This window comes from Georgenia sp. AZ-5, from assembly GCF_043952095.1.
Classification (GTDB): domain Bacteria; phylum Actinomycetota; class Actinomycetes; order Actinomycetales; family Actinomycetaceae; genus Georgenia.
Genome location: NZ_JBINOU010000001.1, coordinates 1,368,448 through 1,393,328, shown reverse-complemented (window position 1 = coordinate 1,393,328; position 24,881 = coordinate 1,368,448). Strand labels below are relative to the sequence as shown.

Annotated in this window: 21 protein-coding genes; 10 read left to right on the top strand and 11 right to left on the bottom strand. The window is 76.1% G+C overall.

Annotated elements, in window-relative coordinates; translation table 11 throughout:
* Positions 1-192: 192 nt before the first annotated feature.
* From ACF0H8_RS06600 to ACF0H8_RS06585, 4 genes are all read left to right on the top strand, one after another.
* On the top strand, positions 193-1,008 hold the full coding sequence (locus ACF0H8_RS06600) for an amino acid ABC transporter substrate-binding protein (protein ID WP_395288165.1): 816 nt from the start codon (positions 193-195) through the stop codon (positions 1,006-1,008).
* A 40-nt stretch (positions 1,009-1,048) separates the two neighbouring features.
* Complete coding sequence (locus tag ACF0H8_RS06595; protein ID WP_395290830.1) at positions 1,049-1,708, top strand: amino acid ABC transporter permease; 660 nt, start codon at positions 1,049-1,051, stop codon at positions 1,706-1,708.
* A gap of 50 nt (positions 1,709-1,758) precedes the next feature.
* Positions 1,759-2,508 carry an amino acid ABC transporter ATP-binding protein gene (locus ACF0H8_RS06590; RefSeq protein WP_395288164.1) on the top strand — a complete coding sequence of 250 codons (750 nt, stop codon included), beginning with the start codon at positions 1,759-1,761 and terminating at the stop codon, positions 2,506-2,508.
* A 61-nt stretch (positions 2,509-2,569) separates the two neighbouring features.
* The gene (locus tag ACF0H8_RS06585; protein WP_395288163.1) at positions 2,570-4,036 is read left to right on the top strand and encodes a phosphotransferase; all 1,467 of its coding nucleotides are present in this window, start codon (positions 2,570-2,572) and stop codon (positions 4,034-4,036) included.
* Positions 4,037-4,150: 114 nt separating this feature from the next.
* Here ACF0H8_RS06585 and ACF0H8_RS06580 read toward each other — a convergent pair whose 3' ends face one another.
* The 3 genes from ACF0H8_RS06580 to ACF0H8_RS06570 are packed head-to-tail and all read right to left on the bottom strand — an operon-like array spanning position 4,151 to position 11,857.
* Entirely contained in the window at positions 4,151-7,819 is a 3,669-nt protein-coding gene (locus ACF0H8_RS06580) for an ATP-dependent helicase (protein ID WP_395288162.1), read from the bottom strand.
* A complete protein-coding gene (locus tag ACF0H8_RS06575; RefSeq protein WP_395288161.1) occupies positions 7,816-11,025 on the bottom strand; it encodes a PD-(D/E)XK nuclease family protein in 3,210 nt (1,069 codons plus the stop codon). Before ACF0H8_RS06575 ends, ACF0H8_RS06580 begins: the two co-directional genes overlap by 4 nt.
* A gap of 28 nt (positions 11,026-11,053) precedes the next feature.
* Positions 11,054-11,857 (bottom strand): DUF3152 domain-containing protein, encoded by an 804-nt coding sequence (locus ACF0H8_RS06570; protein ID WP_395288160.1) that lies wholly within the window; start codon positions 11,855-11,857, stop codon positions 11,054-11,056.
* Positions 11,858-12,030: 173 nt separating this feature from the next.
* Here ACF0H8_RS06570 and ACF0H8_RS06565 point away from each other — a divergent pair, with 173 nt between their 5' ends.
* Entirely contained in the window at positions 12,031-12,255 is a 225-nt protein-coding gene (locus ACF0H8_RS06565) for a DUF3107 domain-containing protein (RefSeq protein WP_395288159.1), read from the top strand.
* A gap of 163 nt (positions 12,256-12,418) precedes the next feature.
* On the opposite strand, the gene ACF0H8_RS06560 is transcribed toward ACF0H8_RS06565, so the two are convergent.
* Complete coding sequence (locus ACF0H8_RS06560; RefSeq protein WP_395288158.1) at positions 12,419-13,072, bottom strand: ferritin-like fold-containing protein; 654 nt, start codon at positions 13,070-13,072, stop codon at positions 12,419-12,421.
* 312 nt (positions 13,073-13,384) lie between these two features.
* On the opposite strand from ACF0H8_RS06560, the gene ACF0H8_RS06555 reads away from it, so the two are divergent.
* The gene (locus ACF0H8_RS06555; RefSeq protein WP_395288157.1) at positions 13,385-14,944 is read left to right on the top strand and encodes a DEAD/DEAH box helicase; all 1,560 of its coding nucleotides are present in this window, start codon (positions 13,385-13,387) and stop codon (positions 14,942-14,944) included.
* Between the two features lie 167 nt (positions 14,945-15,111).
* Here ACF0H8_RS06555 and ACF0H8_RS06550 read toward each other — a convergent pair whose 3' ends face one another.
* The 3 genes from ACF0H8_RS06550 to ACF0H8_RS06540 all read right to left on the bottom strand — a co-directional run bounded on the left by ACF0H8_RS06550 (position 15,112) and on the right by ACF0H8_RS06540 (position 17,256).
* Positions 15,112-15,552, bottom strand: coding sequence for an ester cyclase (locus ACF0H8_RS06550; protein WP_395288156.1), 441 nt, complete (start codon positions 15,550-15,552; stop codon positions 15,112-15,114).
* Positions 15,553-15,775: 223 nt separating this feature from the next.
* Positions 15,776-16,399 carry a MarC family protein gene (locus ACF0H8_RS06545; protein ID WP_395288155.1) on the bottom strand — a complete coding sequence of 208 codons (624 nt, stop codon included), beginning with the start codon at positions 16,397-16,399 and terminating at the stop codon, positions 15,776-15,778.
* Entirely contained in the window at positions 16,396-17,256 is an 861-nt protein-coding gene (locus ACF0H8_RS06540) for a PHP domain-containing protein (protein WP_395288154.1), read from the bottom strand. Before ACF0H8_RS06540 ends, ACF0H8_RS06545 begins: the two co-directional genes overlap by 4 nt.
* A 104-nt stretch (positions 17,257-17,360) precedes the next feature.
* Here ACF0H8_RS06540 and ACF0H8_RS06535 point away from each other — a divergent pair, with 104 nt between their 5' ends.
* Positions 17,361-18,908 (top strand): aminopeptidase P N-terminal domain-containing protein, encoded by a 1,548-nt coding sequence (locus ACF0H8_RS06535; RefSeq protein ID WP_395288153.1) that lies wholly within the window; start codon positions 17,361-17,363, stop codon positions 18,906-18,908.
* Between the two features lie 98 nt (positions 18,909-19,006).
* Here the strand turns inward: ACF0H8_RS06535 and ACF0H8_RS06530 are convergent, their stop codons facing one another.
* Both ACF0H8_RS06530 and ACF0H8_RS06525 read right to left on the bottom strand, forming a co-directional pair.
* Positions 19,007-19,861, bottom strand: coding sequence for a sugar phosphate isomerase/epimerase family protein (locus tag ACF0H8_RS06530; RefSeq protein ID WP_395288152.1), 855 nt, complete (start codon positions 19,859-19,861; stop codon positions 19,007-19,009).
* Entirely contained in the window at positions 19,858-20,748 is an 891-nt protein-coding gene (locus ACF0H8_RS06525) for a general stress protein (RefSeq protein ID WP_395288151.1), read from the bottom strand. Before ACF0H8_RS06525 ends, ACF0H8_RS06530 begins: the two co-directional genes overlap by 4 nt.
* Before the next feature lie 165 nt (positions 20,749-20,913).
* Here ACF0H8_RS06525 and ACF0H8_RS06520 point away from each other — a divergent pair, with 165 nt between their 5' ends.
* From ACF0H8_RS06520 to ACF0H8_RS06510, 3 genes are read left to right on the top strand one after another with little or no spacing between them, the layout of a single operon-like run.
* The gene (locus ACF0H8_RS06520) at positions 20,914-22,212 is read left to right on the top strand and encodes a magnesium transporter MgtE N-terminal domain-containing protein (protein WP_395288150.1); all 1,299 of its coding nucleotides are present in this window, start codon (positions 20,914-20,916) and stop codon (positions 22,210-22,212) included.
* Positions 22,205-22,786, top strand: a complete 582-nt coding sequence (locus tag ACF0H8_RS06515) for a DUF1003 domain-containing protein (RefSeq protein ID WP_395288149.1) — start codon at positions 22,205-22,207, stop codon at positions 22,784-22,786. The genes ACF0H8_RS06520 and ACF0H8_RS06515 overlap by 8 nt, the downstream gene beginning before the upstream one ends.
* Before the next feature lie 3 nt (positions 22,787-22,789).
* Positions 22,790-23,923 carry an Mrp/NBP35 family ATP-binding protein gene (locus ACF0H8_RS06510; protein WP_395288148.1) on the top strand — a complete coding sequence of 378 codons (1,134 nt, stop codon included), beginning with the start codon at positions 22,790-22,792 and terminating at the stop codon, positions 23,921-23,923.
* Positions 23,924-24,015: 92 nt separating this feature from the next.
* On the opposite strand, the gene ACF0H8_RS06505 is transcribed toward ACF0H8_RS06510, so the two are convergent.
* Positions 24,016-24,219, bottom strand: a complete 204-nt coding sequence (locus ACF0H8_RS06505) for a DUF3072 domain-containing protein (protein WP_395288147.1) — start codon at positions 24,217-24,219, stop codon at positions 24,016-24,018.
* Positions 24,220-24,257: 38 nt separating this feature from the next.
* Complete coding sequence (locus ACF0H8_RS06500) at positions 24,258-24,878, bottom strand: twin-arginine translocase TatA/TatE family subunit (RefSeq protein WP_395290829.1); 621 nt, start codon at positions 24,876-24,878, stop codon at positions 24,258-24,260.
* Positions 24,879-24,881: the final 3 nt, after the last annotated feature.

The following is a 24,881-nucleotide window of genomic DNA, read 5'->3' as shown; positions in this document are numbered from 1 at the left end:
TCCTTCACGGTGCCCGGCGGGCCGCCGGCACAGGTCGCACCGGGGGCCCTGCGGTCACCAGCACACCCGCCGGCGAGCCCCGGCGGGTCGCACGACGCCCGGCCCGGGATGCCAGGCCGGGACAAGGCAGCGCGGACCACCACGCTGCGGGACACGCGCCGGACGCGGCGCGACGGAGCAGGAGAAGAGAACATGAAGCGCACCCGGTACGCGATCGCCCTCGCGGCGACAGTGACGGCGGCCCTGGCCGCTTGCTCCTCACAGCCCGCCGGGGACGGCACCGGCGCTGCCAGCCCCGAGGGCGGCTCCGCGCTCGCCGAGGTCCAGGAGTCCGGCGTGCTGCGCGTCGGGACGGAGGGCACCTACGCGCCCTTCACCTTCCACGACGCCACGACCAACGAGCTCACCGGCTACGACATCGACGTGGTCACGGCCGTGGCGGAGAAGCTGGGCGTGGAGCCGGAGTTCTACGAGACCCAGTGGGACGCGATCTTCCCGGGCCTGGAGTCGGGCCGCTACGACGTCATCGCCAACCAGGTCAGCGTCACCGAGGAGCGGCAGGAGAGGTACGACCTGTCCGAGCCGTACACCGTCTCCACCGGCGTCGTCGTGACCCGCGCGGACAACGCCGACATCACCTCCATCGAGGACGTCGAGGGCAAGTCCGCCGCCCAGAGCGCCACGTCCAACTGGAACGACGCCGCCCGGGCGGCCGGGGCGAACGTCCAGGCCGTCGAGGGGCTGACCCAGTCGATCGCCCTGCTCAAGGACGGACGCATCGACCTGACGTTCAACGACAACCTCGCCGTCCTGGACTACCTGAGGTCCACCGGCGACACCGAGGTCAAGATCGCGTTGGAGACCGGCGAGAGCACCGAGCAGGCCCTGGCGATGCGCAAGGACTCCGGCCTGCTCGACGCCGTCAACGACGCGCTGGGCGAGCTGCGGGAGGAGGGCACGCTGACCGAGATCTCCGAGAAGTGGTTCGGCGAGGACGTCACCCAGTGACGCGGGGAGCGGCGAGCCGGGGGACGATGCCGTCGTGGACGTGAGCTGGGACCTGCTGGCCGCGTCGGTCGGGCCGCTGCTCGGCGGCGCCATCGCGGGCACCATCCCGCTGACGCTGCTCTCCTTCGCGTTCGGCCTCGTCATCGCGCTCGTCGTGGCGCTGATGCGGCTGTCGCGCCTGCGGGTGGTGTCCGCGATCGCGCGCGCGTACGTGTCGGTGGTGCGCGGCACGCCACTGCTGGTGCAGCTGTTCATCATCTTCTACGCGCTGCCCTCCTTCGGGGTGGTGATCGACCCGTTCCCCGCCGCCGTCGCCGCGTTCTCCATCAACGTCGGCGGCTACGCCTCCGAGGCGATCCGGGCCGCGATCCTCGCCGTCCCGCGCGGGCAGTGGGAGGCGGCGCAGACCGTCGGCATGGGCTACCGCCTGACGATGCGCCGGGTGGTGCTGCCCCAGGCGCTGCGCGTGGCGGTGCCCACGCTGTCGAACACCTTCATCTCCCTGGTGAAGGACACCTCGCTGGCCTCGACCATCCTGGTCACCGAGATGCTGCGGAAGGCCCAGGAGATCGCCGCACCGACCTACGCCTTCCTCGAGCTGTACACGCTCGCGGCGGCGATCTACTGGCTCATCTGCTCCGTGCTGTCGGCCGGCCAGACCCGTCTCGAGCGACACCTGTCCAGGTACGTGACCGTATGAGCGGCCACACCACCAACGCCGCCGCCGCGCCGCACCCGAGGAGGACGACCATGCCCCTGCTGCAGGTGGAGGGACTGCGCAAGTCCTTCGGCGACCACGAGGTCCTCCGCGGCATCGACCTCGCGGTCGGGCAGGGCAGCGTCACCGTGCTCATCGGCGCGTCCGGGTCCGGCAAGACCACGCTCCTGCGCTGCCTCAACGGCCTGGAGGTCCCGGACGCCGGCGCCGTGCGCATCGGCGAGGTGAGCGTCGACTTCACTGGCCCTCCCTCCCCCGCGCAGCTGCGCCGGCTGCGGGCGCAGTCGGGCATGGTCTTCCAGGCCCACAACCTCTTCCCGCACCGGACCGCGCTGGAGAACGTCACCGAGGGACCGATCTACGCCCAGCGCCGGCCCCGCGCGAAGGCCGAGGCCGAGGCCCGCAGCCTGCTGGCGAAGGTCGGGCTGGGCAACCGGGCCGACGCCTATCCCTACCAGCTCTCCGGCGGCCAGCAGCAGCGGGTCGGGATCGCTCGCGCGCTGGCGCTGCGCCCCGCCCTCATGCTCTTCGACGAGCCGACGTCGGCGCTGGACCCGGAGACCGTCGGCGAGGTCCTCGCCGTGATGCGCGACCTCGCGGCCGAGGGCTGGACGATGGTCGTCGTCACCCACGAGATCCGGTTCGCGCAGCAGGTCGCCGACCACGTGGTGTTCCTCGACGGCGGCACCATCGTCGAGGAGGGCGCACCCCGCGACGTGCTCGGGAACCCGAGCCAGGAGCGCACCCGGCAGTTCCTGCGCCGGATCCTCGACCCGCTCTGACGGGCGGCCGTTCCGGCGCGTATGGCACGCACGGCGCGTCCGGCCCGCCTACGGTTGCTCTGTGGTTCGCTCATCTCTCGCCCTCGCCGCCCTCGCGACCGCGGCCGTTCCCGGCCTCGACGTGGTGGCCACGCGCCCACCACAGCGGGCGACCACGGACTTCCAGACGACCGGGGTGCTCGACGCCGGCGGCCGGCACTGGGTGGTGCGCGCCCCGCTGCACGCCGCGGCGGGCGCCGCGCTGGAGGGCGAGGTCGCGTTGCTGAGCAACCTCGCCAAGGTCGTCGACGCCGGCGAGCTGCCCTTCGACGTCCCGCGCCCGGCGGGGTTCGCCGCCCTGCCCGAGGGCGGTCGCGCCATGGTCTACCGCGAGCTGGTCGGCCGGCCCCTGGACCTCACCCGCCTGACCGCGGGCCCCGGGCTCTCGGCCCGGCTCGGCCGCGCGATCGCCGCCTTCCACGAGATCGACGCCTCGGTGGTCGCCGACTCCGGGCTGCCCGTCTACGACGCCGACGCCTACCGGCGCCGCTGCCTGGCGGAGGTGGACGAAGCCGCCCGCACCGGGCACGTGCCGTCGGTGCTGCTCAACCGCTGGGAGCACGCGCTCGAGGACGTCGCGCTGTGGCGGTTCCGCACCACCCCCGTCCACGGCGACCTGGCCCCCGAGCACGTCCTCGTCCACGAGGGCGAGATCACCGCGATGCTCAGCTTCGCCGACGTGCACGTGGGTGATCCCGCCGAGGACCTCGCCTGGCTGACGGCGCTGGCGCCGGAGGACGCCCTCGACGCCATCGAGGAGGCGTACTCCCTGGCACGCACCGAGAGCGCCGACGTGCACCTGCTGGACCGGGCGCTGCTGGTCTCCGAGCTGGCCCTGGCCCGGTGGCTGCTGCACGGCGTGCGCACCGGCGAGCAGGCCGTGGTCGACGACGCCGACGCCATGCTCCGCGCGCTCGCCGAGGACGTGGAGGACTCCCCGCCGATCGGGGCGCGCGAGCCGGTCGTCGTCGCCGACTACGGCTGGGAGGAGCCGGCCGAGGAGAGCGAGGGCTGGGCCGAGGACGGTGAGGGCTGGGCCGAGGACGGCGAGGGCTGGGCCGCGAGCGACGGCGCGCTCCCCGACGATGGTGCGGAGGACGGCGGCGACGCGGACGACGCCCCGGCGGACGCACGCGACGCGGACGAGCCCGCGGCCGACGAGCACCCGCGCTCCGCATGGCCCGCCGGCGCCGCTCGCGCCGACGAGGGCGCCGTCACGGAGCCGCTGAACCTGAGCGGCAACCTGCCCGACTTCCTCCGCGAGGACGCCGGGCTGCGCGTGGACGGTGCGGGGCTCGTGGACGACGGTGGTCCGCGCGGGGACGCTTCGGAGCCCGGCGACGGCGACTCCCGCGGGGAGAACCGAAGCCTCGAGGACGCCGGCGGCCCCGCCGGCCGGGGGGCCGGCGGCGACCGGCCCGACGACGCACCCGGCGGGGGCGCGACGGCGACCGGGAAGCCGGACGCCCCCGAGGCGGCGACCCGCTGACCTCGACCCGGAGTGTCTGCTCCCTCCTGACCGGCTGGGCCTCGTCGGCACCTTCAGGCAGCGTTTCTGCTCGCCTCCCAGGAAGTGCCGCCGCCTGCTCCCGGGCCCGGCGCCTCAGGCCCCGGGGGCGGCGCCCGCCTCGATGGCCGCGGTGATGCGGGCGACGATCTCCTCCTCGCTCAGCTCCCCGGCGCACACCGTCTCGTCGTGCCCGACGTAGTAGAACGCCGCGCCCACCCGCTCGAGCGGGGTGCCGGTCGCCCGCGACCAGGCCAGCCGGTAGAGGGCGAGCTGCATCTCCCGCTCGGCCAGCTCCTCGGTGCCGCGGGGCGGCCGGCCGGTCTTCCAGTCCACGACCTCCACGCCGTCGGCGCCGTCGAAGACCGCGTCGACGCGGCACCGCACGACCGTGCCGGCCACCGGGGTCTCCAGGTCGACCTCGACGGCGACGGGCACGCGCGTGGCCCACTCCGAGGCGGCGAAGGTGCGCTGCAGGGTCACGAGCTCGGCGTCGGTCAGCGTGGGGAAGTCGCCGAGGTCCTCGCCGCTGCCGGCGACGTCGTCGAGGTCGAGCAGCGCCCCCTGGCCGTAGAAGTGCTCCACCCACTCGTGGAAGCGGGTGCCGCGGCGCGAGACCAGCGTGGGCTCGGCCGGCACGGGACGGCGCCGGTCGCGGGCGAAGGCGCGCGGGTCCGCCACCAGCTTGACGACCGCGGAGGCGGACAGGTGCCCGGGCAGGGGCACGTCCTGCCCGCGGTCCCGGGCGGCGTCACGCTCGGCGAGCAGCAGCCGGGCGTCCTCGAACCAGCGGCGCGCCTCCCCGGGCTCGTCGGCACCCGCAGGCACATCGGCACGCGCAGGCACGTCGGCACCCGCAGGCACGTCGGCACCCGCAGGCACGTCGGCACACGGGCGGCCGGCGGCGTCGTCCCCCTCGGCCCGCCCCAGCACGAGAGGGCGCCGGCGCTGCACGGCCGCCTGCTCCCGGACGGCGGCCGCCGCGGCCTCCACGCGGGGCCGGCGGGTGCCGAGCGGGTCCACCGGCCACGCGGCGGTGACCTCCTCGGTGAGCGCCGGGTTCTCGGTGCCGTCCTCCGGCCGCGGCGCCCACGCCGACCCGGTGCCCTGGGTGCCGGCGTCCGCGTCGGGCCCGGCGGCCCGAGCGCCGCCGTCCGCGGCGGACTCCTCGGGCTCGCCCGCGAGCAGCGGCATGTCGGCGACCTGGCCCAGGCTGTACGGCTCGGTCAGGAACCGGGAGGGCGGCAGGGACGTCTTGCCGGTGCGGAACCACGACCCGGTGAGCAGCAGCGTGCTGCGCGCGCGGGTGAGCGCCACGTACGCCAGCCGCCGCTCCTCCGCGACCCGGTGCGCGCCGGCGTCGGCGCGGAACTGCTTGCGCGCCTCGTCCACGTCCGTGTGGGTCTGGGCCCCGGCGACGTCGAGGGTGGGCAGCGACTCGGCGTCGCCGCGCAGCGGGTACGGCAGCTCCCGCACGTCCGTCAGCCAGCCGGAGTCGGTGACCGACCCGTCCGCCGTGGGCCGCACGTCGTAGCCGGGGAACTGGCTCTCGACCAGCCCGGGCACGGCGACCACGTCCCACTCCAGGCCCTTGGCCGCGTGCACGGTGAGCACCTGCACCACCGCCGTGTCCGGCTCGTCCGCAGCCGGCTCCGCGGCGTCGAGCCCACGCTCGCGCTCCTCCGCCGCGTCCAGCCACGCCAGGAACGCGCCGAGCGTGGGACGGTCCGCGTCCGCGGCGAACCGTGCGGCGACCTCGGCGAAGGCGTCCAGCGCGGTGCGGGCGGCGCCCCCGCCGCGCCCGGCGCGGGCGGCGACCTCGATGTCCAGGCCCAGCAGCTGCTCGGTGGTGACCACCAGCTCGGGCAGCGGCACGGCGGACATCGCCCGGACCTGCCGCAGCTGGCCGCCCAGCCGCCGCACCCGCGAGACGCCCTCGGCCGAGAGCGTGTGCCCGCGCCGGCTGGTCCACCCCGCGGCCGGCGGCCGGTCGACGGCCTCGGCGAGGCTGGCCTCGTCCCGCGGGTCGAGCCGGCGCTCGTCGTCCTCGCTGAGCTCCGCGGCCGCCGCCCGGGCGAGCTCGCGGGCGTGGTCCTGCAGGGCGTGCAGATCCGCGGCGCCCAGGCGCAGGTTCGTCAGCAGCCGCATGAGCGCGTCGCCGCGGCCGGCGTCGTGCGCAGCCTGCAGGGTGGCGCGCAGGTCCACGACCTCCGGGGTCGCCAGCAGCCCGCCCAGCCCCAGCACCCGGGCGGGCAGCCCCGCCTCCGCCAGGGCCTGGACGACCTGCGGGAACTGCGAGCGCTTGCGGCACAGCACGGCCGCGGTCCGGCCCGTCCCCGGCCGCCACCGCGCGGCCAGGAACGCCGCCACCTGCCGGGACTCCTCAGCCTGGCCGACGACGTACCCGCCGAGCACCTCGCCTGGGCCGGCGTCCGGGCGCGCCCGCAGCACCGGCACCTCGACGGAGGGACCGTCGGAGCGCCCGGTGCGCAGCGGCGCGGAGACGGTGTTGGCGGCGTCGAGGATGGCCCGGTCGTTGCGCCAGGAGGTGGACAGGGCGAGGGTGCGGGCCGGTGCGCCGGCCGCGGTGCGGAACGTCTCCGGGAACGTGGCCAGGGCGGCCGCGGAGGCGCCGCGCCAGCCGTAGATCGCCTGGTTCGGGTCCCCGACCGCGGTCACCGGGTGCCCCTCGCCGAACAGGGCGGAGAGCAGCCGCAGCTGGGCGACGGAGGTGTCCTGGTACTCGTCGAGGAGCACGACGCGGTACTGCTCGCGCAGCTGCGCGCCGACCTCGGGCACCTCGGCGGCGATCCGGGCGGCCAGCGCCACCTGGTCGGCGAAGTCCATGAGCCCGCGCTCGCGCTTGACGCGGGTGTAGGCGGCGACGAGGTCCATGAGCGCGATGCGCTCGCGCAGCGCGACGGCCGCCTTGGTGACGTCGGGCTTCGGGGCCTTCACCTTGCCGTCGGGCTGCTTCTCGACCAGGTCGGCGTGCAGGTCCTCCATGAGCTCGCGCGCCTCGCCCGGGCCCAGCAGGTGCTCTCCCAGGGAGCCCGCGAGCGCGAGCACCGCGTTGGTGACGGTGGCCGGCGAGCGGTCGGTGGGCAGGTCACCGGCCCAGGACCGGACGAGGTCGTCGGCGAGCTGCCAGGCGGCGGCCTCGGTGATGAGCCGCGCGTCAGGATCGGCGCCCACGCGCAGGGCGTGGTCGCGAGCGATACCGCCCGCGAAGGAGTTGTAGGTGGCGATGCTGGGCCGGTCGGCATCCAGCAGCGCCCCGGCGCCGCCGGCGCCGGTGGCGCCCGGACGGCCGGCGGTCCCGGCACCGCCGTCGGCCGCGCCGGCCCCGGGTGTGCCGGGGCCCGCGGCCGGGGCGCCGGGGCCCGCGGCCGGGGCGCCGGTGCCCGTGGCGTCGGCCGGCGGGGCGCCGTGGCCGACCAGGCCGACCTCGCGCAGCTTGCGCAGGCGCTTGCGCACGCGCTGCGCGAGCTCGGCGGCCGCCTTGCGGGTGAAGGTCAGGCCGAGCACCTGCTCGGCGTCGACGAGGCCGTTGGCCACCAGGTAGACCACGCGGGCGGACATGGTCTCCGTCTTGCCCGAGCCCGCGCCGGCCACCACGAGCAGCGGCTCGAGCGGGGCCTCGATCATCCCCTGCTGCTCGTCGGTGGGGGTCGGTTGCCCGAGCGCCCGGGCGATGTCGCGGGCCGAGTAGCGCACGGGCGGCTCCGTCCTCGTCGGTTCGGGGGTCGTCGTCGCGGCGGTCATCCGGTCACCCTCCGCCCCGCGTCCTGCAGGGGGCAGGAGGTGCGCACCGGGCAGTGCTGGCACTGCTCGTTCTGCCGGGCCAGGAAGGTCGAGCCGGCCATGGCCTCGGCGGCCTCGGTCACCAGCCGCTCCGCCCACCGCGGGTCCTCTGCGTCGGTGAGGGCCGGCTGAGGCCGCAGCGCCGCCGCCTTGCCGGTGCCCAGGTACACCAGCCGCCCGCCGGCGGAGGCGGCCCCGCCGAACGCGCCGGCGTCCACGGCGGCCTGGTAGGCCCCGAGCTGTGCGTGCTCCGCGGCCTTCTCCTTGCTCACGGGACTGGCGGAGGTCTTGAGGTCCACCACCCGCACCCGACCGTCGTCGAGGCGCTCGACACGGTCCATGCGGCCGGTCAGGTGCGCCCGGCCCACGTCCGCGGTGAACTCCCGCTCGACGTCGACGTCACCCGGCACCGTCGCGACGTAGGCGGCGAGGCGGTCGATCATCGCGTCGGCGAGCTGGCGCTGCCGGGCCCCGACCCAGCCCTCCCCCAGGCCCAGCCCGGGCCAGCGGGCGTCCAGCGCCGCGTGCATCTCCTCGGCCGTGCCGTGCGGGTGCTCGGCGGCGATCTCGTGCACGAGCGAGCCCACCGACTGGTCGAGGCTGCGCTCGCCGCGCCCGCCCGCCTGCTCCAGCGCCCAGCGCAGCGCGCAGCTCGTCGCCTGCTCGACGGCGGACGGGCTCACCGGCACCGGCTCGCCCGGCGGGCGCAGCGGCGCGTCGGTGCTCACGGGGGCCAGCCCGGCCCACTCGGCCGGGTCCGCGCCCTCCACGCCCTGGTCGGCGAGGTGGGCGAGCAGCGCCGCCGCGGCGCGCCGGCGTCCGGCGTCCTCGGGGCCGGCGGGCTCGGCCTCGACGACGCAGCGCAGCTCGGCCACGAGGCCGCGCAGGTCCAGGGCCGGCGGGGCGGCGCGGACGAGCTCCTCGGTGGCGGCGTCGTCGGGGGCCAGCAGGTCGAAGAAGGAAGAGGGGCGCTGGTCCTCGTCCAGCACCGCGGTGACGATCAGGCGGCGGGTGGCGCGCGACACCGCCACCGCCAGCATGCGCAGCTCGTCGTCGAGCACCTGACGGCGCGCCGGACCGAGGGCCCGGCGACCGTCCAGGGAGCGGCCGGCCTCGACGTCGGCCAGCGCGCCGGCGCCGAGGAGGGAGTCGCGCAGCCGCAGATCGGGCCAGACGTCCTCCTGCAGACCGGCGGCGACGACGATTGCCCACTCCTCCCCCGCGGCGGCGGCCGGCGTGAGGACCTGCACGGCGTCGGGGCGCACGCCACGGGCTGCGAGGGAGTCCGCGGGCAGGTCCTGGGCGGTGAGGTGGTCCAGGAACCCGGCGGGCCCACCGCCGACCGTGCGGTCGGTGTAGCGCTCGGCGGCCTTGAACAGCGCCATGACCGCGTCAAGGGCGGCGTCGGCGCGCTCCGCGCCCGCGCCGCCGGCCAGCGCCCGCTCGCGCCACGGCTCGGCCAGCCCGCTGGCGTGCCACAGCGCCCAGAGGGCGGTCTCGGCCGTCACGCCGTCCTGGGCCAGCGCCGTGCGGCCCGCGGCGAGCACCGTGGCCACCCGGAGGGCGCCCGGGCGCACGTGCGCGGGCAGGGTCTCGGCGAGCGCCGGGTCCCCCAGCAGCTCGCTCAGCAGCTCCTCGACCGGCCGGTTGCCGCCGCGGGCCCGCTCCCAGCCGCGCACGGTGCGGCGCAGCGCACGGAGGGAGACGGCGTCGAGGGCGCCCAGCGGGGAGGTGAGCAGCTCCACCGCCTCCTCGGCCTCCACGCGCCCCGTCAGGGCGGTGCGCAGCGCGACCAGCAGCGGGCGCACGGCCGGGTCGTCGCGCAGCACGCCCGGCGCGGCGGTGCCGCCGGCGGGCACGCCCCAGCTGCGCAGCATGCGCTGGATCCGCGTGAGGTCCCCCGAGGAGCGGACCACGACCGCCATCTGCGACCACGGCGTGCCGTGGTGCAGCCGCTCCTCGCGGAGCCGCCGGGCGATGAACGCGCCCTCCTGCGCGCCGGAGCGCAGCACGGCCGCCTCCACACCGTGCGACAGGCCGTCCGGGTACCGCCGCTCGGCCGCGGCGGCGCGGCGGTGCCGCACGGCACCCAGCGTCGAGACGGCCGCGGTGACGGTCGCGGCGGCCCGCCGCAGCCCGGCGTGCCCGCGGTGGACCGTGGGCAGGTCCAGCCGCGTGGCGCCGAAGCCGCCGAGCGGCTCGGTGGTCTCGGCGCGCGCCACCAGCGCCGGGGTGCCGCCGCGGAAGCCCTGCACGCCGGCGTCGGGGTCGCCGTGCAGCAGCAGCTGCGCGCCGTCCTCGGCGAGCACCCGCAGCAGCCGCGCGGCGGCGAGCGTGGAGTCCTGGTGGTCGTCCACCACCACCGCCGACCAGCGGGGGCGGGGATGGCCGGGGACCTCCGCCTCCCACGCGCGCAGCGCGGCGGTGGCCTCGTCGACGATGCGCGCGGCGTCGAGCCGCGCGCCGCGGTCCGGCGTCATCTCGCCCAGCGCGGTGACGTCCTGGTACTCCTGCAGCAGCGCGGCCGCGGCGACCCACTCCGCGCGCCCGTACCGCCGGCCGCGCTCGGCGAGCTCCTCGGGCCCCAGCCCCAGCTCGGCGGCGCGCATGAACAGGTCGCGCAGCTCGTCGCGGAAGGCGCCCAGCGCCAGCGTCTCCGGCCCGATGCTCGCCGGCCAGCCGACGTGGGCGCCGACGCCCGCGCGGTGGCCGGCGAGGAGCTCGCCGAGCACCTGGTCCTGCTCCGGGCCCGTGATGAGGGTGGGCGGCGGCGCCCCGACCAGGGCGGCCCGCAGCCGCAGCACCGAGTACGCGAAGGAGGCGGGGGTCCGCACCATCACCTGCGTGGTGGTGCGGCCGAGGCGGGCGGCGACGGCGTCCCGCACGCGGGCGGCGCCCCGCCGGGTGGGCACGAGCATGAGGACGCCCTGGTCCCCGCCGGCGGCGCCGCCCGGCACGGCGGTGGGGGCGGACGCGGCGCGGGCGAGGAACGCCTCGATCGCGGTGGTGGTCTTGCCCGTGCCGGGGGCGCCGACCACGAGGAGGTGGCCGGCGTCGGCGGGCCACGCGGCGGCGCGCGCCTGCACCTCGTCCAGCGACGGAGCGGGGGGCGCGGCCGGCGGCAGGCTCAGCCGCAACGGGGTGCGGGAGGCGGGGGCGGCGTCCATGCGTCGATCGAAGCAGCGACCACCGACATCACGGCGCCGGCCAGCCGTTGGGCAGGCAGCCGCCCAGGCCGAGGGTCTGCTGGACCATCACGGGCGCCACCGCGCCCGGCGCGGGGCACGCGCGGTGCGGGTGGCCGAGCAGGTGCCCGACCTCGTGGTTGACCAGGTACTGCCGGTAGGCGGTGACCGTGCCGCCGCCCTCCTGGAAGGGCTCGGCGCCGTCGGACCAGCGCTCGGCGTTGAGGACGGCGCGGCCGGCGGTCCCGCAGGAGACCTCCCCCAGCGTGCGCAGCGGGTGGCACAGCCGGTCGGTGAGGGCGCCGGAGGCGAGGATCACGCGGTGGTCGGCGGAACCGTCGGTGCGCGCGAACGCCACGGAGCCGTCGTGCCCCCAGCCGCGCTCGTCGTTGAGGGTGCCCAGCACGAAGTCGGCGAAGCGGGCGCCGTCGACCGGCAGCCCCTCCTCGACCTCGACGCGCACGGTGTGCACGGCCGCAGCATCGCGGGGCGGCTCCGCGCTGCCCGGGACGACGACGAGGGTCCCGCTCGCGCTCTCGGGGACCGCGTCCGCGGTGAGCCCGGCCCGGTGCCGCTCGGCGACGAGGACCGACTCGACGCTCGAGCGCAGCCAGGGCAGCGCCGCCTTGGGCGGCAGGCCCGTGGGCCGCCCGGCCCGGGCGTCGCGCTCGTCCCCGTCCCGCTCGGCGCCGGAGGGCGAGAGGGCGACGGGGGCGGCGGGGGGCGCCGCGACGGCGGGCACGCCGCCGGCCAGCGCCGGCGCCGCCGCGAGCGCGAGCACGGCGAGGGCACGGCGGAGGGAGGGCACGGACATATCCTCGCACCCGCCGCGCCGGCGCCCGGGGGAGCCACGCGGGCCCGGCGACGGGTCCGTGCCCGCCGCCCCGCGCCCCGGTCGGCGTCGCGGGCGCGCGGGGACCTACGATGGGCGGAGCACTGGAGCGCCGCACGGGCGGATGCTCGCAGCCGTGTACAGGAGGAGAGACTGTGGAGATCACCATCGGCGTCCGGAACGTCTCGCGCGAGATCACCCTCGAGTCCACGCAGAGCCCGGACGAGGTCCTCGCCGCGGTGGACAAGGCGCTCGCCGACAGCACCACCCTGGTCCTGCAGGACGAGAAGGGTCGCCACGTGGTGGTCCCCGCGGAGGCGCTGGGCTTCGTCGAGCTGGGCCCCGCCGAGCAGCGCCGCGTCGGCTTCGGGCTCGTCTGAGCCGCCACGAGACGTGACGGGGCCCGGCCGGCAGGCCGGGCCCCGTCGTCGTCCAGCCGGTCGGGGCGTCGGGCCGCTGCCGGCAACGCGTGCCGGCCGCCGGTCAGGCCAGTCGGGCGGTCAGGCCAGTCGGGCGGTCAGGCCAGTCAGGCGGTCAGGCCAGTCAGGCGGTCAGGCCCAGCCGGTCCATGCGACGCGCGTGGCCGCCGGAGAGCCCGTGGCGCACCCGCGCCGCGGGGTCCCCCTCCGGGCCCTGCGTCCCCAGCAGCGTGAGCAGCCGGGGATGCTCGTCCAGCGCGCGCTGGGCGATGCCGAGAGCCTCCCCGACCACGCGGCGGCCCCACAGCGCCAGCCGGGCGCCGAGCTGCGGCTCGGCCGCGACGACCGGCGTGAGCGCGGCGACGACGAAGTCGGCGTGCCCGTTGTCGGCGAGGATGTCCCCCACCACGTCGTCCAGCGGCGCGGGCAGGTCGCCGGAGAGCTCCCGCTGCAGGTCGGTGAGCACGCCGAAGGCGACGTAGGTCTTCATGAGCCGCTCCCACCAGTCACCCGGCGGGGTCCGCCGGTCGAGGTCACCCATGAGGCCGTCGAAGGCCCCCAGCGCGCCGTAGAAGTCGGCGTTCAGGCGGCCGGCGAGCCGCTCCAGCTGGTCCAGGTGCGCCAGCTCCCCGGCCGCCATGCGCGAGAGGGTCACCCGCCCGGGCAGGTCTGGGGCGTGCTGGGCGTCCTTGGCGAGACGGGTGAAGGCCGAGAGCTGGATGGACGAGTGCAGCCCCACCAGGTCGACGACGGCGGGATTCTCGACGGCTTCCGGCATGGGCCCAGGTTAGGTCACCGGCCCGTCCGGCACCCGGGGAGCCGTGGGGCCCGGCACACGGCGGGCGGGCCGGGACGGAGGCCTCGGGCACGCTTTCCGGAACGATGGTGACCGCCACCACTGCGGCGGACCGGCCCGACCCGCTACCCTGGGTTGGTACACGGTTGCCCGGTCGTCTCGCAACAGCCTCAGCCCAGCCGCCATCGCGGCAGACATGATCACGATCGGCTGCCACGAGCAGGTGGCACGGCCCCTGCGCCACGGGCAGTTCCCGTCCGGTGCGCGTGCCACCACGGAAGCGACAAGGCACACATGACCCAGCTGAACACCACCTCCGGCGTGCTCGACGCCGTCGCAGGCCCCGCCCCCGTCGTCGAAGAGGTCACCCCGGACATCACCGACGAGGGCCGCACCGACCACCTCGAGGAGCGCTCCTTCGCCGACTACGGCGTGCGCACCGACATCGTGGACGCACTCCGCGACGTCGGCATCACCCACCCCTTCGCCATCCAGGCGCTCACCCTGCCGGTGGCGCTGGGACGCCAGGACATCATCGGGCAGGCCAAGACCGGCACGGGCAAGACCCTCGGCTTCGGCATCCCGCTGCTCCAGCACCTCGTGGCGCCTGGCGAACCCGGCTTCGACGAGCTCCCCGACGCCGGCCGGCCCCAGGCGCTGGTCATCGTCCCCACCCGCGAGCTCGCCAAGCAGGTCGCCGAGGACCTCGCCGCCGCCTCGCGCCGGCGCACCGTCCGCGTCGTGCAGGTCTACGGCGGCCGCGCCTACGAGCCCCAGATCGAGGCCCTGCAGCAGGGCGCCGAGGTGGTCGTGGGCACCCCCGGCCGCATGATCGACCTGCTCAAGCAGCGGCACCTCGACCTCTCCCGCGTGCGCACCGTCGTCCTGGACGAGGCCGACGAGATGCTCGACCTGGGCTTCCTGCCCGACGTCGAGACCCTGCTCGCGGGCACCCCCGCCACGCGCCACACCATGCTCTTCTCGGCGACCATGCCCGGTGCCGTCGTCGCCATGGCGCGCCGGTACATGACGCGCCCGACGCACATCCGCGCGCAGGACCCCGACGACCAGGGCGCCACGGTCAAGAACACCCGCCAGGTGGTCTACCGCGCGCACGCCCTCAACAAGGTCGAGATGCTCGCCCGCATCCTCCAGGCGGAGGGCCGCGGCCTGACCATCGTCTTCACCCGCACCAAGCGCACCGCCGCCCGCGTCGCCGAGGACCTCGCCGAGCGCGGCTTCGCCTCCGGCGCGATCCACGGCGACCTCGGCCAGGGCGCCCGCGAGCAGGCGCTGCGGGCGTTCCGCTCGGGCAAGATCGACGTGCTGGTGGCCACCGACGTCGCCGCCCGCGGCATCGACGTCGACGACGTCACGCACGTGGTCAACTACCAGTGCCCCGAGGACGAGAAGATCTACCTGCACCGCATCGGCCGCACCGGCCGCGCGGGCAACACCGGCACCGCCGTGACGTTCGTGGACTGGGACGACATGCCGCGCTGGTCGCTGATCAACAAGGCCCTCAACCTCGGCGCCGCGGAGCCCGTGGAGACCTACCACACCTCCCCGCACCTCTACGCGGACCTCAACATCCCGGAGGGCACCACCGGGCGCCTGCCGCGCGGGGACCGCACCCGCGCCGGCCTGGACGCCGAGGAGATCGAGGACCTCGGCGAGACCGGCAAGAAGCACGCCGGCCGCGGTCGCGGCGGGCACGGCAGCGCCCCGCACGGCGCCCGTGGCCAGTCCGACGGCCCTCGCGGGCAGGCCGACGGCGACACCGAGCGTCCGCGCAAGCGCCGCCCGCGGCGCCGCACCCGTGGCGGCAGGCCCACCGAGGGCGCCCAGGGCTGATCCCCCGTGGCCGTCTGGGACCGCGTCACCCGCCACGAGGTGGCGCTCGTCCTCCTCCTGGCGTCTCGTTGCCGCGGCGGCGGTGGTCCCGCTGCTGCGGCGGCGGGCTCCCGTCGTCGTGGCGCGGCAGGGCCGGCGGCTGCCGGCCGCCGGCCCCTGATGCGCCCTCACGCGGTGGACTCGTGGATGATCCGCTCGGGGATGAACCCCAGCTGCTGGAAAGCGCCGAGGGCGTCGTAGTTCGTCCACTCCTCGACGATGCGGTCGCCCTCCCACTTGCCCATCATGAGCCCGGTCATCACGTAGGTCTTCCCGGTGGCGGGCAGCCCCCGGAACTCGCCCTTGTGGGTCGCGCCCAGCGTGAACCGCTGCGCGCTCATACCCTCGGAGACCACGACGTCGTGCAGGTTCATGTGCAGGTCGGGCTCGGCCATGCGCAGCTCCCGCACGAAGTCCTTCAGCCCCTGCACGCCGTCGATCCCGAAGGTCGGGTCGTGGAAGGAGCAGTGCTCCGCGTACAGCTCGTCGCAGGCGCCGAGGTCGCCCTCGTTCCACAGCGCGTCCAGCACGCGCCGGATCATCCCGGCGCGCTCTTCCGTCGTCATCATCGTCGATCTTTCCTCGCCTCGCGGGCAGGGCGTGCCCGCACGCCGGCGGGGAGCCACCGCCCCCGCCGATGGACCACCTCGTCGCGCAGCCGATGGACCACCTCCCCCGGGAAGCGCATCCATTCTCCCACGACCTGACCGCGTCGGCAGGGCTGCGCCCGTGCGCCGCGGCGTGCGGTGGCCCCCACGGGCCCGCGGCTGTGCGGGACCGGCGGCCGGGGGCTCAGACGCTCTGGTCGATGAAGGCGAAGACGGCGTCCGCCATGAGCTGGACGGCGATCGCGGCCAGCAGCAGGCCGGCGAGCCGGGTGACGAGCGTCGTGCCGCCGTCGCCGAGCACCCGGTGGATGACGCCGGCGAAGCGCATGAACGCCCACAGCACCACGTGGATGGCCACCAGCGCGACCCCGATCGCGACCCAGTCGGCCACCGACCCGTCGGCGTCCTCCACCGCCAGCATCGCGGCCACGATCGCGCCGGGGCCGGCCAGCAGCGGCGTGCCCAGCGGCACCAGCGCCACGTTGACCCCGTTCGCCGAGGGCTCGGGGTCCTCCATCTTTCCGGTCAGCAGCTCCATGGCCACCAGGAGCAGCAGCAGGCCGCCGGAGAGCTGCAGCGCCGGCACGGAGATGTGCAGGAAGTCCAGGATGTACCGCCCGAACAGCGTGAACGCCAGGATGACGCCGAACGCGACCGCCGTGGCCTGCAGCGCCGCGATGCTCCGCTGCCGCGCCGTCATCGTGGAGGTGAGGGCGAGGAAGACCGGCACCGAGCCGGGCGGGTCCATGATGACGAACAGCGTGAAGAACGTCGTCGACAGCAGCGTCAGGTCGACCACTGCGCTCACGGGCGCACCACCGGCAGGGCGCCCTGCTCCTCGATCAGCTCGAGCACGGCGGCGCCCGTGAGGTTCTCCCCCAGCCGGTTCGGCTTGCCCTGGCCGTGGTAGTCGCTCGAGCCGGTCCGTGCGAGGCCCAGCCGGTCGGCGAGCGCGGCGAGCTCCTCCATCGCGCCCACCGTGTGGTCGCGGTGGTCGATCTCCAGGGCGGCGAGCCCCGCCTCGGCCATGCGGGCGATCACGGAGTCGGGCACCACGCGCCCGCGCAGGCCGGCGCGCGGGTGGGCCATCACGGGCACGCCGCCGGCGGCGCGCACCAGCGTCACCGCCTCCACCGCGTCCGGGGCGTGGTACGGCACGTAGTAGGGCCCGCGGGCGGACAGCACGGTCTCGAACGCGGTGTCCCGGTCGGGCATGACGCCGGCCGCCACGAGCGCGTCGGCGATGTGCGGGCGGCCGACCGTGGCGTCGTCGGAGCGCTGGGCCTGCACCGACTCCCACGTGATCGGGTAGTCCTCCGCGATGCGCTCGACCATGGTGCGGGCGCGGTCCTCCCTCGAACCGCGGGCGCGCTCCATCTCGGCGGTGAGGGCGGCGTCGGCGGGGTCGTGCAGGTAGCTGAGCAGGTGCACGGTGACGCCCCGCCACTGGCAGGAGACCTCCGCGCCGCGCAGCAGGGCGACGCCGGTCGCCGGCACCGCCGCCTCGGCCTCGGCCCAGCCGCGCACCGTGTCGTGGTCGGTGAGGCCGACGACGTCCAGGCGCGCCGCCGCGGCGGCGCGCATCAGCTCCGCGGGCGACTCCGTCCCGTCCGACGCCGACGAGTGGGTGTGCGGGTCGACGCGAACCGTCTCAAATGCTGGCACAGGGGCCAGGGTAGAGCCTCGCCGGGGGCGGGCCGAACAGCGGCGTGACGGACCGGACGCCGGTGCCCGGCGGCGCCGTCGCCGTCCGGTGAGAGCATGGGGGCATGACCGAGTCCACCGAGCAGCCGCTGAGCGAGCGCGTCAACAACCGATCCCAGAAGCCGAACAGCCAGGCCTTCCGCACCTTCATCGCCGACGGCTGGGGCCCGCGCCCCGACGGCCTGCCGGAGCGCTCCCCCGCCGCCGACTTCGCCGCGGCCCGCCGCGCCACCCTGGGCCGGCTCTTCCCCGGCGAGCGGCTCGTCGTCCCCGCCGGCCAGCTGGTCCGGCGCAACAACGACAACGACTACCGGTTCCGGCCGCACTCGGCCTTCGCGCACCTCACGGGTCTGGGCACGGACCAGGAGCCGGACGCCGTGCTGGTCCTGCACCCGCTCGAGGCCGCCGGCGAGGCCCGCGCGGCCGGCGAGACCCCGGAGGACGCCCCCACGCACGAGGCCGTGCTGTACTTCCGGCCGCGCGCCGGCCGGGACACCGAGGAGTTCTACGCCGACTCCCGCTACGGCGAGCTGTGGGTGGGCGCGCGCCCCTCGCTCGAGGAGGTCGGGGCCCTCACCGGCCTGCGCACCGAGCACATCGACTCCCTGGGCGACGCCCTCGCCAAGGACGTCGGCGCGGGCCAGGTGCAGCTTCGGGTCGTCCCGCAGTCCGACGCCGCCGTCGAGGCGCGCGTGTCGGCGGTGCGCGAGCAGGCCGGGCTGACCGCCGACGCGGCGCAGGCCGACGCGGCGCTCGCCGAGACGCTGTCCGAGCTGCGACTGCGCAAGGACGAGCACGAGGTGGAGCAGGTGCGCGCGGCCGTGGCCGCGACGGCCAGGGGCTTCGAGGACATCGTGCGCAACTTCCCCCGGGCGGTCGAGCACCCCCGCGGCGAGCGCGTGATCGAGGGCGTCTTCGGCGCCCGCGCCCGGGAGGAGGGCAACGGCCTGGGCTACGAGACCATCGCCGCGGCCGGCAACCACGGCAACACCCTCCACTGGATCAACAACGACGGCGCCGTGCGGCCGGGCGAGCTGGTGCTCATCGACGCGGGCGTGGAGGTCGACTCGCTGTACACCGCCGACGTCACCCGCACGCTGCCGGTCGACGGGGTCTTCACCCCGGCCCAGCGCAAGGTCTACGAGGCCGTGCTGGACGCCGCCGACGCCGCCTTCGCCCGCGCCGGGCAGCCGGGTGCGAAGTTCCGGGACCTGCACGCCGCCGCCATGGAGGTCCTCGCCGCCCGGCTGGCCGGGTGGGGCATGCTGCCGGGCACCGCCGAGGAGTCCCTGGCGCCGGAGGGGCAGTACCACCGCCGCTGGATGGTGCACGGCACCAGCCACCACCTGGGCCTGGACGTGCACGACTGCGCGCAGGCGCGGCGCGAGATGTACCTCGACGCGGACCTGCGGCCCGGGATGATCTTCACCATCGAGCCCGGGCTGTACTTCTGGGCGGACGACCTGAAGGTCCCCGAGGAGCTGCGCGGCATCGCCGTGCGCATCGAGGACGACATCCTCGTCCGCGAGGACGGCTCGGTGGAGAACCTCTCCGCCGCGCTGCCGCGCACGCCGGACGACATCGAGGCGTGGATGGCGGCCCTCCGCGGCTGACCGACCACCAGGGGCCCGCGGCGCGCGAGCGCGCCGCGGGCCCTGCGTCTGTCGGCGGGGCGGGCGGTCGCGGGGGCCGGGCCCGCACCGCCCCGCGGTCAGCTCTCCTCGGGAACGTCCTCCTCGGCGAACGGCCGCGCGGCCGCCGCTGCGCCGTCGAGGTGCTTGCGCGCGAAGGCCAGCGACTCCGCCAGCGCGGAACGCCGGCCGACCCCCGACATCTTGCGGGTGTTGACCTCGACGACGACGGAGCCCGCGAACCGCTGCGCGGCGAGCATGTGCAGCACCTGCGCGCACGGCTGGTCGCCCTTGCCGGGAACGAGGTGCTCGTCCATGAAGGTGTTCGTGCCGTCGGCGAGGTGCAGGTGCGCCAGCCGCGGGAACAGCTCGTCGGCCATGGCGAGCGTGGTGTCGGGGTCCAGCCCGGCCGTCGCGGTGTGCGAGAGGTCCAGCGTCACCGAGCCGTAGTCGTGCTCGAGCGGGTCCCAGCCGGGCAGGTAGGCCTGCATGGTGCGCTCCCGCTTCTGGGTGCGGGCGCGCCACGGGAACATGTTCTCCACCGCCAGGCGCATCCCGTCGAGCCGCTCGCGCTCGGCGATGGCGCCGACGAAGTGCTCCGCGTAGGAGCGCTGCCACCGGAACGGCGGGTGCACCACGACCACGTCGGAGCCGACGGCGTGCGCCAGCTCCGTGGACCGGTCGATCTTGTCCCACGGGTCCTTGCCCCACACGCCCTGGGTGAGCAGCAGGGTGGGCGCGTGGATGGCGAGGACGGGCAGCCCGTGCTCCTCGCTGAGGCGCCGCAGGCGCGCGGCGTCCTGGCTGTCGGGGTCGCGCAGGACCATGACCTCGACGCCGTCGTAGCCGAGGTCGCGTGCGAGGGCGAACGTCTCCTCCACACCACCCGGGTACACCGACGACGTCGAGAGGCCCACCGGGATGGGCGCGCTCATGCGCGGCCCGGGCCACGGTCGTCCGTGCCGGGCTCCCCGGCGCCCCGCGCGCCGGGATCCTCCCCCGCGGCCTCGTGCGTGGGTCCGCCACCGCCGGGCGCGCCGGCCGGCCCCGCACCGGCGGGCGCGCCGGGGGCCGCGGGCCCCGCCGGGCCCGCCTGCTCCAGGTCCTCCAGGCGCAGGCCGTACCGGGGCCGCTCAGCCGCCGGCGCGGGCCGCGAGGCGGTCTCCGGCTGCCCCGGCTGCCCCGGCTGCCCGGCGCCTGCAGGGCCACCGGGCTGGGTCGCGCCGGGTTCGGCGGCGCCCGGCTGCGCGGCGCCGGGGTCGGCGGGCCGCGGCGTGCCGTACGGGTTGTACGGCGCGGCCGGGGGCGTCGTCGCTGGGCGGCCCGACGGCGGCGCCCAGCCGCGCTGCCCGGCGTCACTCAGGAGGCGGCGGGCCTCGCCGGCGCTCTCCGGCGCGCACAGGATGGTGTAGCGGGAGGCCACCACCTGGCTGGCGGAGGTGAAGTCCCGCTTCCCGCCGGTGAAGGCGTACGAGACGATCGCGAAGAGGATCCCGAAGGCGGCGCCGATGAGGACGCCGGCAAGCAACGGGAACTCGCCCGAGGGGGTGAGCAACCAGAACAGCAGCGAGATCATCAGCCCGAACCAGGCGCCGCTCATCGCGCCCGCCCCGGCGACCCGGGCGTAGGTCAGCCGCCCGGTGATCCGCTCCACGAGCCGGAGGTCGGAGCCGACGATCGTCACGTTCCGCACCGGGAACGCCTCGTCCGAGAGGTGGTCGACCGCCTTCTGCGCCTCGAGGTAGGTCGCGAAGGACGCCACCTCGACCCCGGTGGGCATCGTGGGGACCGACGTGTCGTTCTGCTTGCGCACCATGGCCATGCCCCGATCTTCCTCCAGCGGGCAGCCCCGTGCCACGTCCGCCCACCGCGCCGCTCCCGCGCACCCCCGTGACGCCCCTCTGCGCGCCCCGTTCCCGCCACCTGCGGCGTTCCCGCGGCGGGCCCCGGACGCACCCGCGGCCGGGGCGGGCCTAGGCTTGCCGCCGTGAGCACCACCATCACCCGGAGCAGCGCGCCGCCGAGCCGCGTGTACGTGGCGCGACTGGCCGGCACCCCCGTGTTCGACCCGCTCGGCGACCAGGTCGGGCGGGTGCACGACGTCGTCGTGCTCGTCCGCGTGAAGGGCGCCCCCCGCGCCGTGGGCCTCGTCGTCGAGGTCCCCGGCAAGCGGCGGGTGTTCCTCCCGCTCACGCGCGTGACGAGCATCGACGCCGGCGCGGTCATCACCACCGGCCTCGTGAACATCCGCCGCTTCCAGCGACGCGCCACCGAGACGCTCGTCGTCGCCGAGCTCCTCGACCGCCAGGTGACCTTCCGGGACGGCTCCGGCGTGGCGACCGTCGAGGACGTCGCGATCGAGCAGCAGCGCAACCGCGACTGGCACGTCACCAAGCTCTTCGTGCGCCGCAGCAGCCGCGGCGGGCTGCTGCGCCGCGGCGAGACCCAGGTGGTCGACGTCTCGGAGGTCACCGGCCTCGCGGGCAGCCCCGCCCAGCAGGGCGCGACGGCCCTGCTGGCCACGCTGGAGGACCTCAAGCCCGCGGACATCGCCGACGTGCTGCGCGACCTGCCGGTCGCCCGCCGCCTCGAGGTGGCGCGCGAGCTGGAGGACGAGCGCCTGGCGGACGTCCTCGAGGAGCTCGGCGAGGAGGACCGCGTCTCCATCGTCTCGGGCCTGGACCCCGAGCGCGCCGCCGACGTCCTGGAGGCGATGGAGCCCGACGACGCCGCGGACCTGGTCTCGGAGCTGCCGTCGGAGACGGCGACCGAGCTGCTCCGCCGGATGGAGCCGGACGAGGCCGAGGACGTGCGCCGCCTGCTGGCCTACGAGGAGAACACCGCCGGCGGCCTCATGACCACCGAGCCGATCATCATGCCGCCGGAGGCGCCTGTCGCCGCCGCGCTCGCCCACGCCCGGCGCGAGGACGTCACGCCGGCCCTCGGCGCGATGATCTTCGTCGTCCGCCCGCCCCTGGAGACCCCGACGGGCAAGCTGCTCGGGGTCGTGCACCTCCAGCGGGCGCTGCGCGAGGCCCCGCACGAGCTCCTCGGCTCGCTGCTGGACAAGGACATCGACCCGCTCCACCCGGAGGACGGCATCGGCAAGGTCACCCGGCTGCTCGCCACCTACAACCTCACCGCCATGCCGGTGGTCGACGACGAGGGCCGGCTGCTCGGCGCGGTCTCGGTCGACGACGTCCTGGACCACCTGCTCCCCGCAGACTGGCGCGACGCCGACGAGGATGTGACCGACCAGGCCGTCGACAGGAGCGCCCATGGCTGAGCGGCTCGACACCCCCCTGGAGGCGCGGCGCCGCTGGCTGCCGCGCCGACGCGTGGACCCCGAGGCCTACGGCCGGGTCTCCGAGGCCATCGCCCGGTTCCTCGGCACGCCGCGGTTCCTGCTGTACCTCACGCTGTTCTGCGCCGCCTGGCTGCTGTGGAACACCCTCGCCCCGCGCCACCTGCAGTTCGACTCCGCCGCGCTGGGCTTCACCGCCCTGACGCTCATGCTGTCCCTGCAGGCCTCCTACTCCTCGCCGCTGATCCTGCTGGCGCAGAACCGGCAGGTGGACCGCGACCGGGTCGCGGCCGAGCAGGACCGGCAGCGGGCCGAGCGCAACCTCGCCGACACCGAGTTCCTGGCGAGAGAGATGGCGGCGGTGCGGCTGGCCCTGAACGAGGTCGCCACCCGCGACTTCGTCCGCTCGGAGCTGCGCAGCGTGCTCGAGGACATCGTGGAGGAGCGCGACGAGCGCATCCGGGACCTCGAGCGGGAGCTGGCCGCCATGCACGAGGCCCACGAGCGCTCCCGGGGATCCGGTCCGAGGGCCTCCTCGGACCCGCCTACGATGTAGGGCATGAGTGCTCCCACCGTCGAGGCGGTCCGCGCCGAGCTCGCGGGCGTCATCGACCCCGAGATCCGGCGCCCGATCACCGAGCTGAACATGGTCCGCTCCGTCGTGGTCGGCGACGACGGCGAGGTGGTGGTCGGCGTCGACCTCACCACCGCCGGCTGCCCGCTCAAGGACACCATCACCCGCGACGTCACGACGAAGGTCGGGGCGCTCGACGGCGTCACCGGCGTGCGCGTCGAGATGGGCGTGATGACGGACGAGCAGCGCCGCGACCTGCGCACCATGCTGCGCGGCGGCGTCGCCGAGCCGGTGATCCCCTTCGCGCAGCCCGGCTCCCTCACCCGCATCTACGCCGTCACCTCCGGCAAGGGCGGGGTCGGCAAGTCCTCGGTCACGGCGAACCTGGCCGCGGCGATGGCCGCCGACGGGCTGAAGGTGGGCGTGGTCGACGCCGACATCTACGGCTTCTCGATCCCGCGCATGCTGGGCGTCGAGCACCCGCCGACCAAGGTCGACGACATGATCCTGCCGCCGGTGGCCAAGGACGTGAAGGTCATCTCCATCGGCATGTTCACCCGCGACAACGCCCCGGTGGTGTGGCGCGGGCCGATGCTGCACCGGGCGCTGCAGCAGTTCCTCGCCGACGTGTTCTGGGGCGACCTGGACGTGCTGCTGCTGGACCTTCCGCCCGGCACCGGCGACATCGCCATCTCCGTGGCGCAGCTGCTGCCGAACTCCGAGATCCTCGTGGTGACCACCCCCCAGGTGGCCGCCGCCGAGGTGGCGCAGCGGGCGGGCGTCATCGCCGCGCAGACGCACCAGCACGTCGTCGGCGTCGTGGAGAACATGTCCTGGCTGGAGCAGCCGGACGGCACCCACGTGGAGCTCTTCGGCTCCGGCGGCGGCGCGCGCGTGGCCGAGGAGCTGTCCACGGCGCTGGGCTACCAGGTGCCGCTCATGGCGCAGGTCCCGGTGGAGCAGCCGCTGCGCGAGGCGGGCGACACAGGCACCCCGCTCGTGCTCGGCGACGGCGCCTCCCCCGCCGCCGAGGCGCTGCGGTCGGTGGCCCGGCGCCTCTCCCACCGCGCCCGCGGCCTGGCCGGCCGCTCGCTCGGGATCAGCCCGGTGGGGCGCTGACGAGGCACGCCCGGGGCCGGTCGCCGTCGGCGGTGGCCGGGCCTCGTCGTCCCTCCTGGGCCGCCGGCCGGCCGCGCGGTGCGGGGCCGGCGTCAGTCCTGGCCGGAGACGCGCTTGCTCTTGTCCTGCAGCTCGTCGATGAGGCTGGACGCCTGCGCCTTGGTGAGGTTCTCGGGCACCTCCCGGCCGGCCTCGCGCGCGAGCGTGCCCAGGTAGCTCAGCTGCGCGCCCGTGGCCGGCTCCTCGCCGGTGGTCCACTCCTCGGGGTCCTTGATGGTGTCGGGGTTCTCGCTCATGGGTCCCACGCTAGGGCGGGCCGACCAGGTGCGCCCGCTCAGGTGGCCTCGTCGTCGAACGGCACCACGTAGGCCGCGGCGTCGGCGGGCGCCGCGGCGTCCCCGGCGAACGCTGCGCCGGCGGGCGCCGCCGCGGCGGGTGCGGCGGCGTCGGCCGTCGCGGAGCTGCCGGTGGGCGCGGAGCTGCCGGCGGGCGCGGTCGCCGGCGCCTCGTCCGTGGGCGGGACGGCGGTCGTCGTGGCGGTCGCGCCGCCGGTGCCCGGGAGGTCGGGGCGCGCCGCACCGGTGGCAGCGTCGGCCCCCTCGGCCGGGGTGGGTGGGACGACGGCGGCCCCCGCCGCCGCCCCGGCGGCCGCCGCGGCGCGGGCGGGCGGCCTGCGCCGGGCGGCGGGCGGGCGCCTCGCCGGTCGCGCAGGCTCGTCGAGGAGCGCCTCGCGCACGATCCGGCGGGGGTCGTACTGCCGCGGGTCGAGCTTGGACAGGTCCTCGTACTCCGGGCCCAGCTCCTCGCGGACGCGCTCCTTGGCGCCCGTGGCGAGCTTCTTGAGCTCGCGGGTGAGGCGTCCGAGCTGCTGGGCCAGCTCGGGCAGCCGTTCCGGCCCCACCAGCAGGAAGGCGAGGACGAGGAGGACGACCAGCTCGCCGCCCGAGATCCCCATCAC

Bases quoted from the DNA above. Each gene is read 5' to 3' on its own strand.
- ACF0H8_RS06555 (WP_395288157.1), top strand. From the start codon at position 13,385: ATGACCCAGCTGAACACCACCTCCGGCGTGCTCGACGCCGTCGCAGGC.
- ACF0H8_RS06515 (WP_395288149.1), top strand. From the start codon at position 22,205: ATGGCTGAGCGGCTCGACACCCCCCTGGAGGCGCGGCGCCGCTGGCTG.
- ACF0H8_RS06590 (WP_395288164.1), top strand. From the start codon at position 1,759: ATGCCCCTGCTGCAGGTGGAGGGACTGCGCAAGTCCTTCGGCGACCAC.
- ACF0H8_RS06600 (WP_395288165.1), top strand. From the start codon at position 193: ATGAAGCGCACCCGGTACGCGATCGCCCTCGCGGCGACAGTGACGGCG.
- ACF0H8_RS06525 (WP_395288151.1), bottom strand. From the start codon at position 20,748: ATGGCCATGGTGCGCAAGCAGAACGACACGTCGGTCCCCACGATGCCC.
- ACF0H8_RS06550 (WP_395288156.1), bottom strand. From the start codon at position 15,552: ATGATGACGACGGAAGAGCGCGCCGGGATGATCCGGCGCGTGCTGGAC.
- ACF0H8_RS06560 (WP_395288158.1), bottom strand. From the start codon at position 13,072: ATGCCGGAAGCCGTCGAGAATCCCGCCGTCGTCGACCTGGTGGGGCTG.
- ACF0H8_RS06510 (WP_395288148.1), top strand. From the start codon at position 22,790: ATGAGTGCTCCCACCGTCGAGGCGGTCCGCGCCGAGCTCGCGGGCGTC.
- ACF0H8_RS06570 (WP_395288160.1), bottom strand. From the start codon at position 11,857: ATGTCCGTGCCCTCCCTCCGCCGTGCCCTCGCCGTGCTCGCGCTCGCG.
- ACF0H8_RS06500 (WP_395290829.1), bottom strand. From the start codon at position 24,878: ATGGGGATCTCGGGCGGCGAGCTGGTCGTCCTCCTCGTCCTCGCCTTC.
- ACF0H8_RS06530 (WP_395288152.1), bottom strand. From the start codon at position 19,861: ATGAGCGCGCCCATCCCGGTGGGCCTCTCGACGTCGTCGGTGTACCCG.
- ACF0H8_RS06580 (WP_395288162.1), bottom strand. From the start codon at position 7,819: ATGACCGCCGCGACGACGACCCCCGAACCGACGAGGACGGAGCCGCCC.
- ACF0H8_RS06575 (WP_395288161.1), bottom strand. From the start codon at position 11,025: ATGGACGCCGCCCCCGCCTCCCGCACCCCGTTGCGGCTGAGCCTGCCG.
- ACF0H8_RS06505 (WP_395288147.1), bottom strand. From the start codon at position 24,219: ATGAGCGAGAACCCCGACACCATCAAGGACCCCGAGGAGTGGACCACC.
- ACF0H8_RS06535 (WP_395288153.1), top strand. From the start codon at position 17,361: ATGACCGAGTCCACCGAGCAGCCGCTGAGCGAGCGCGTCAACAACCGA.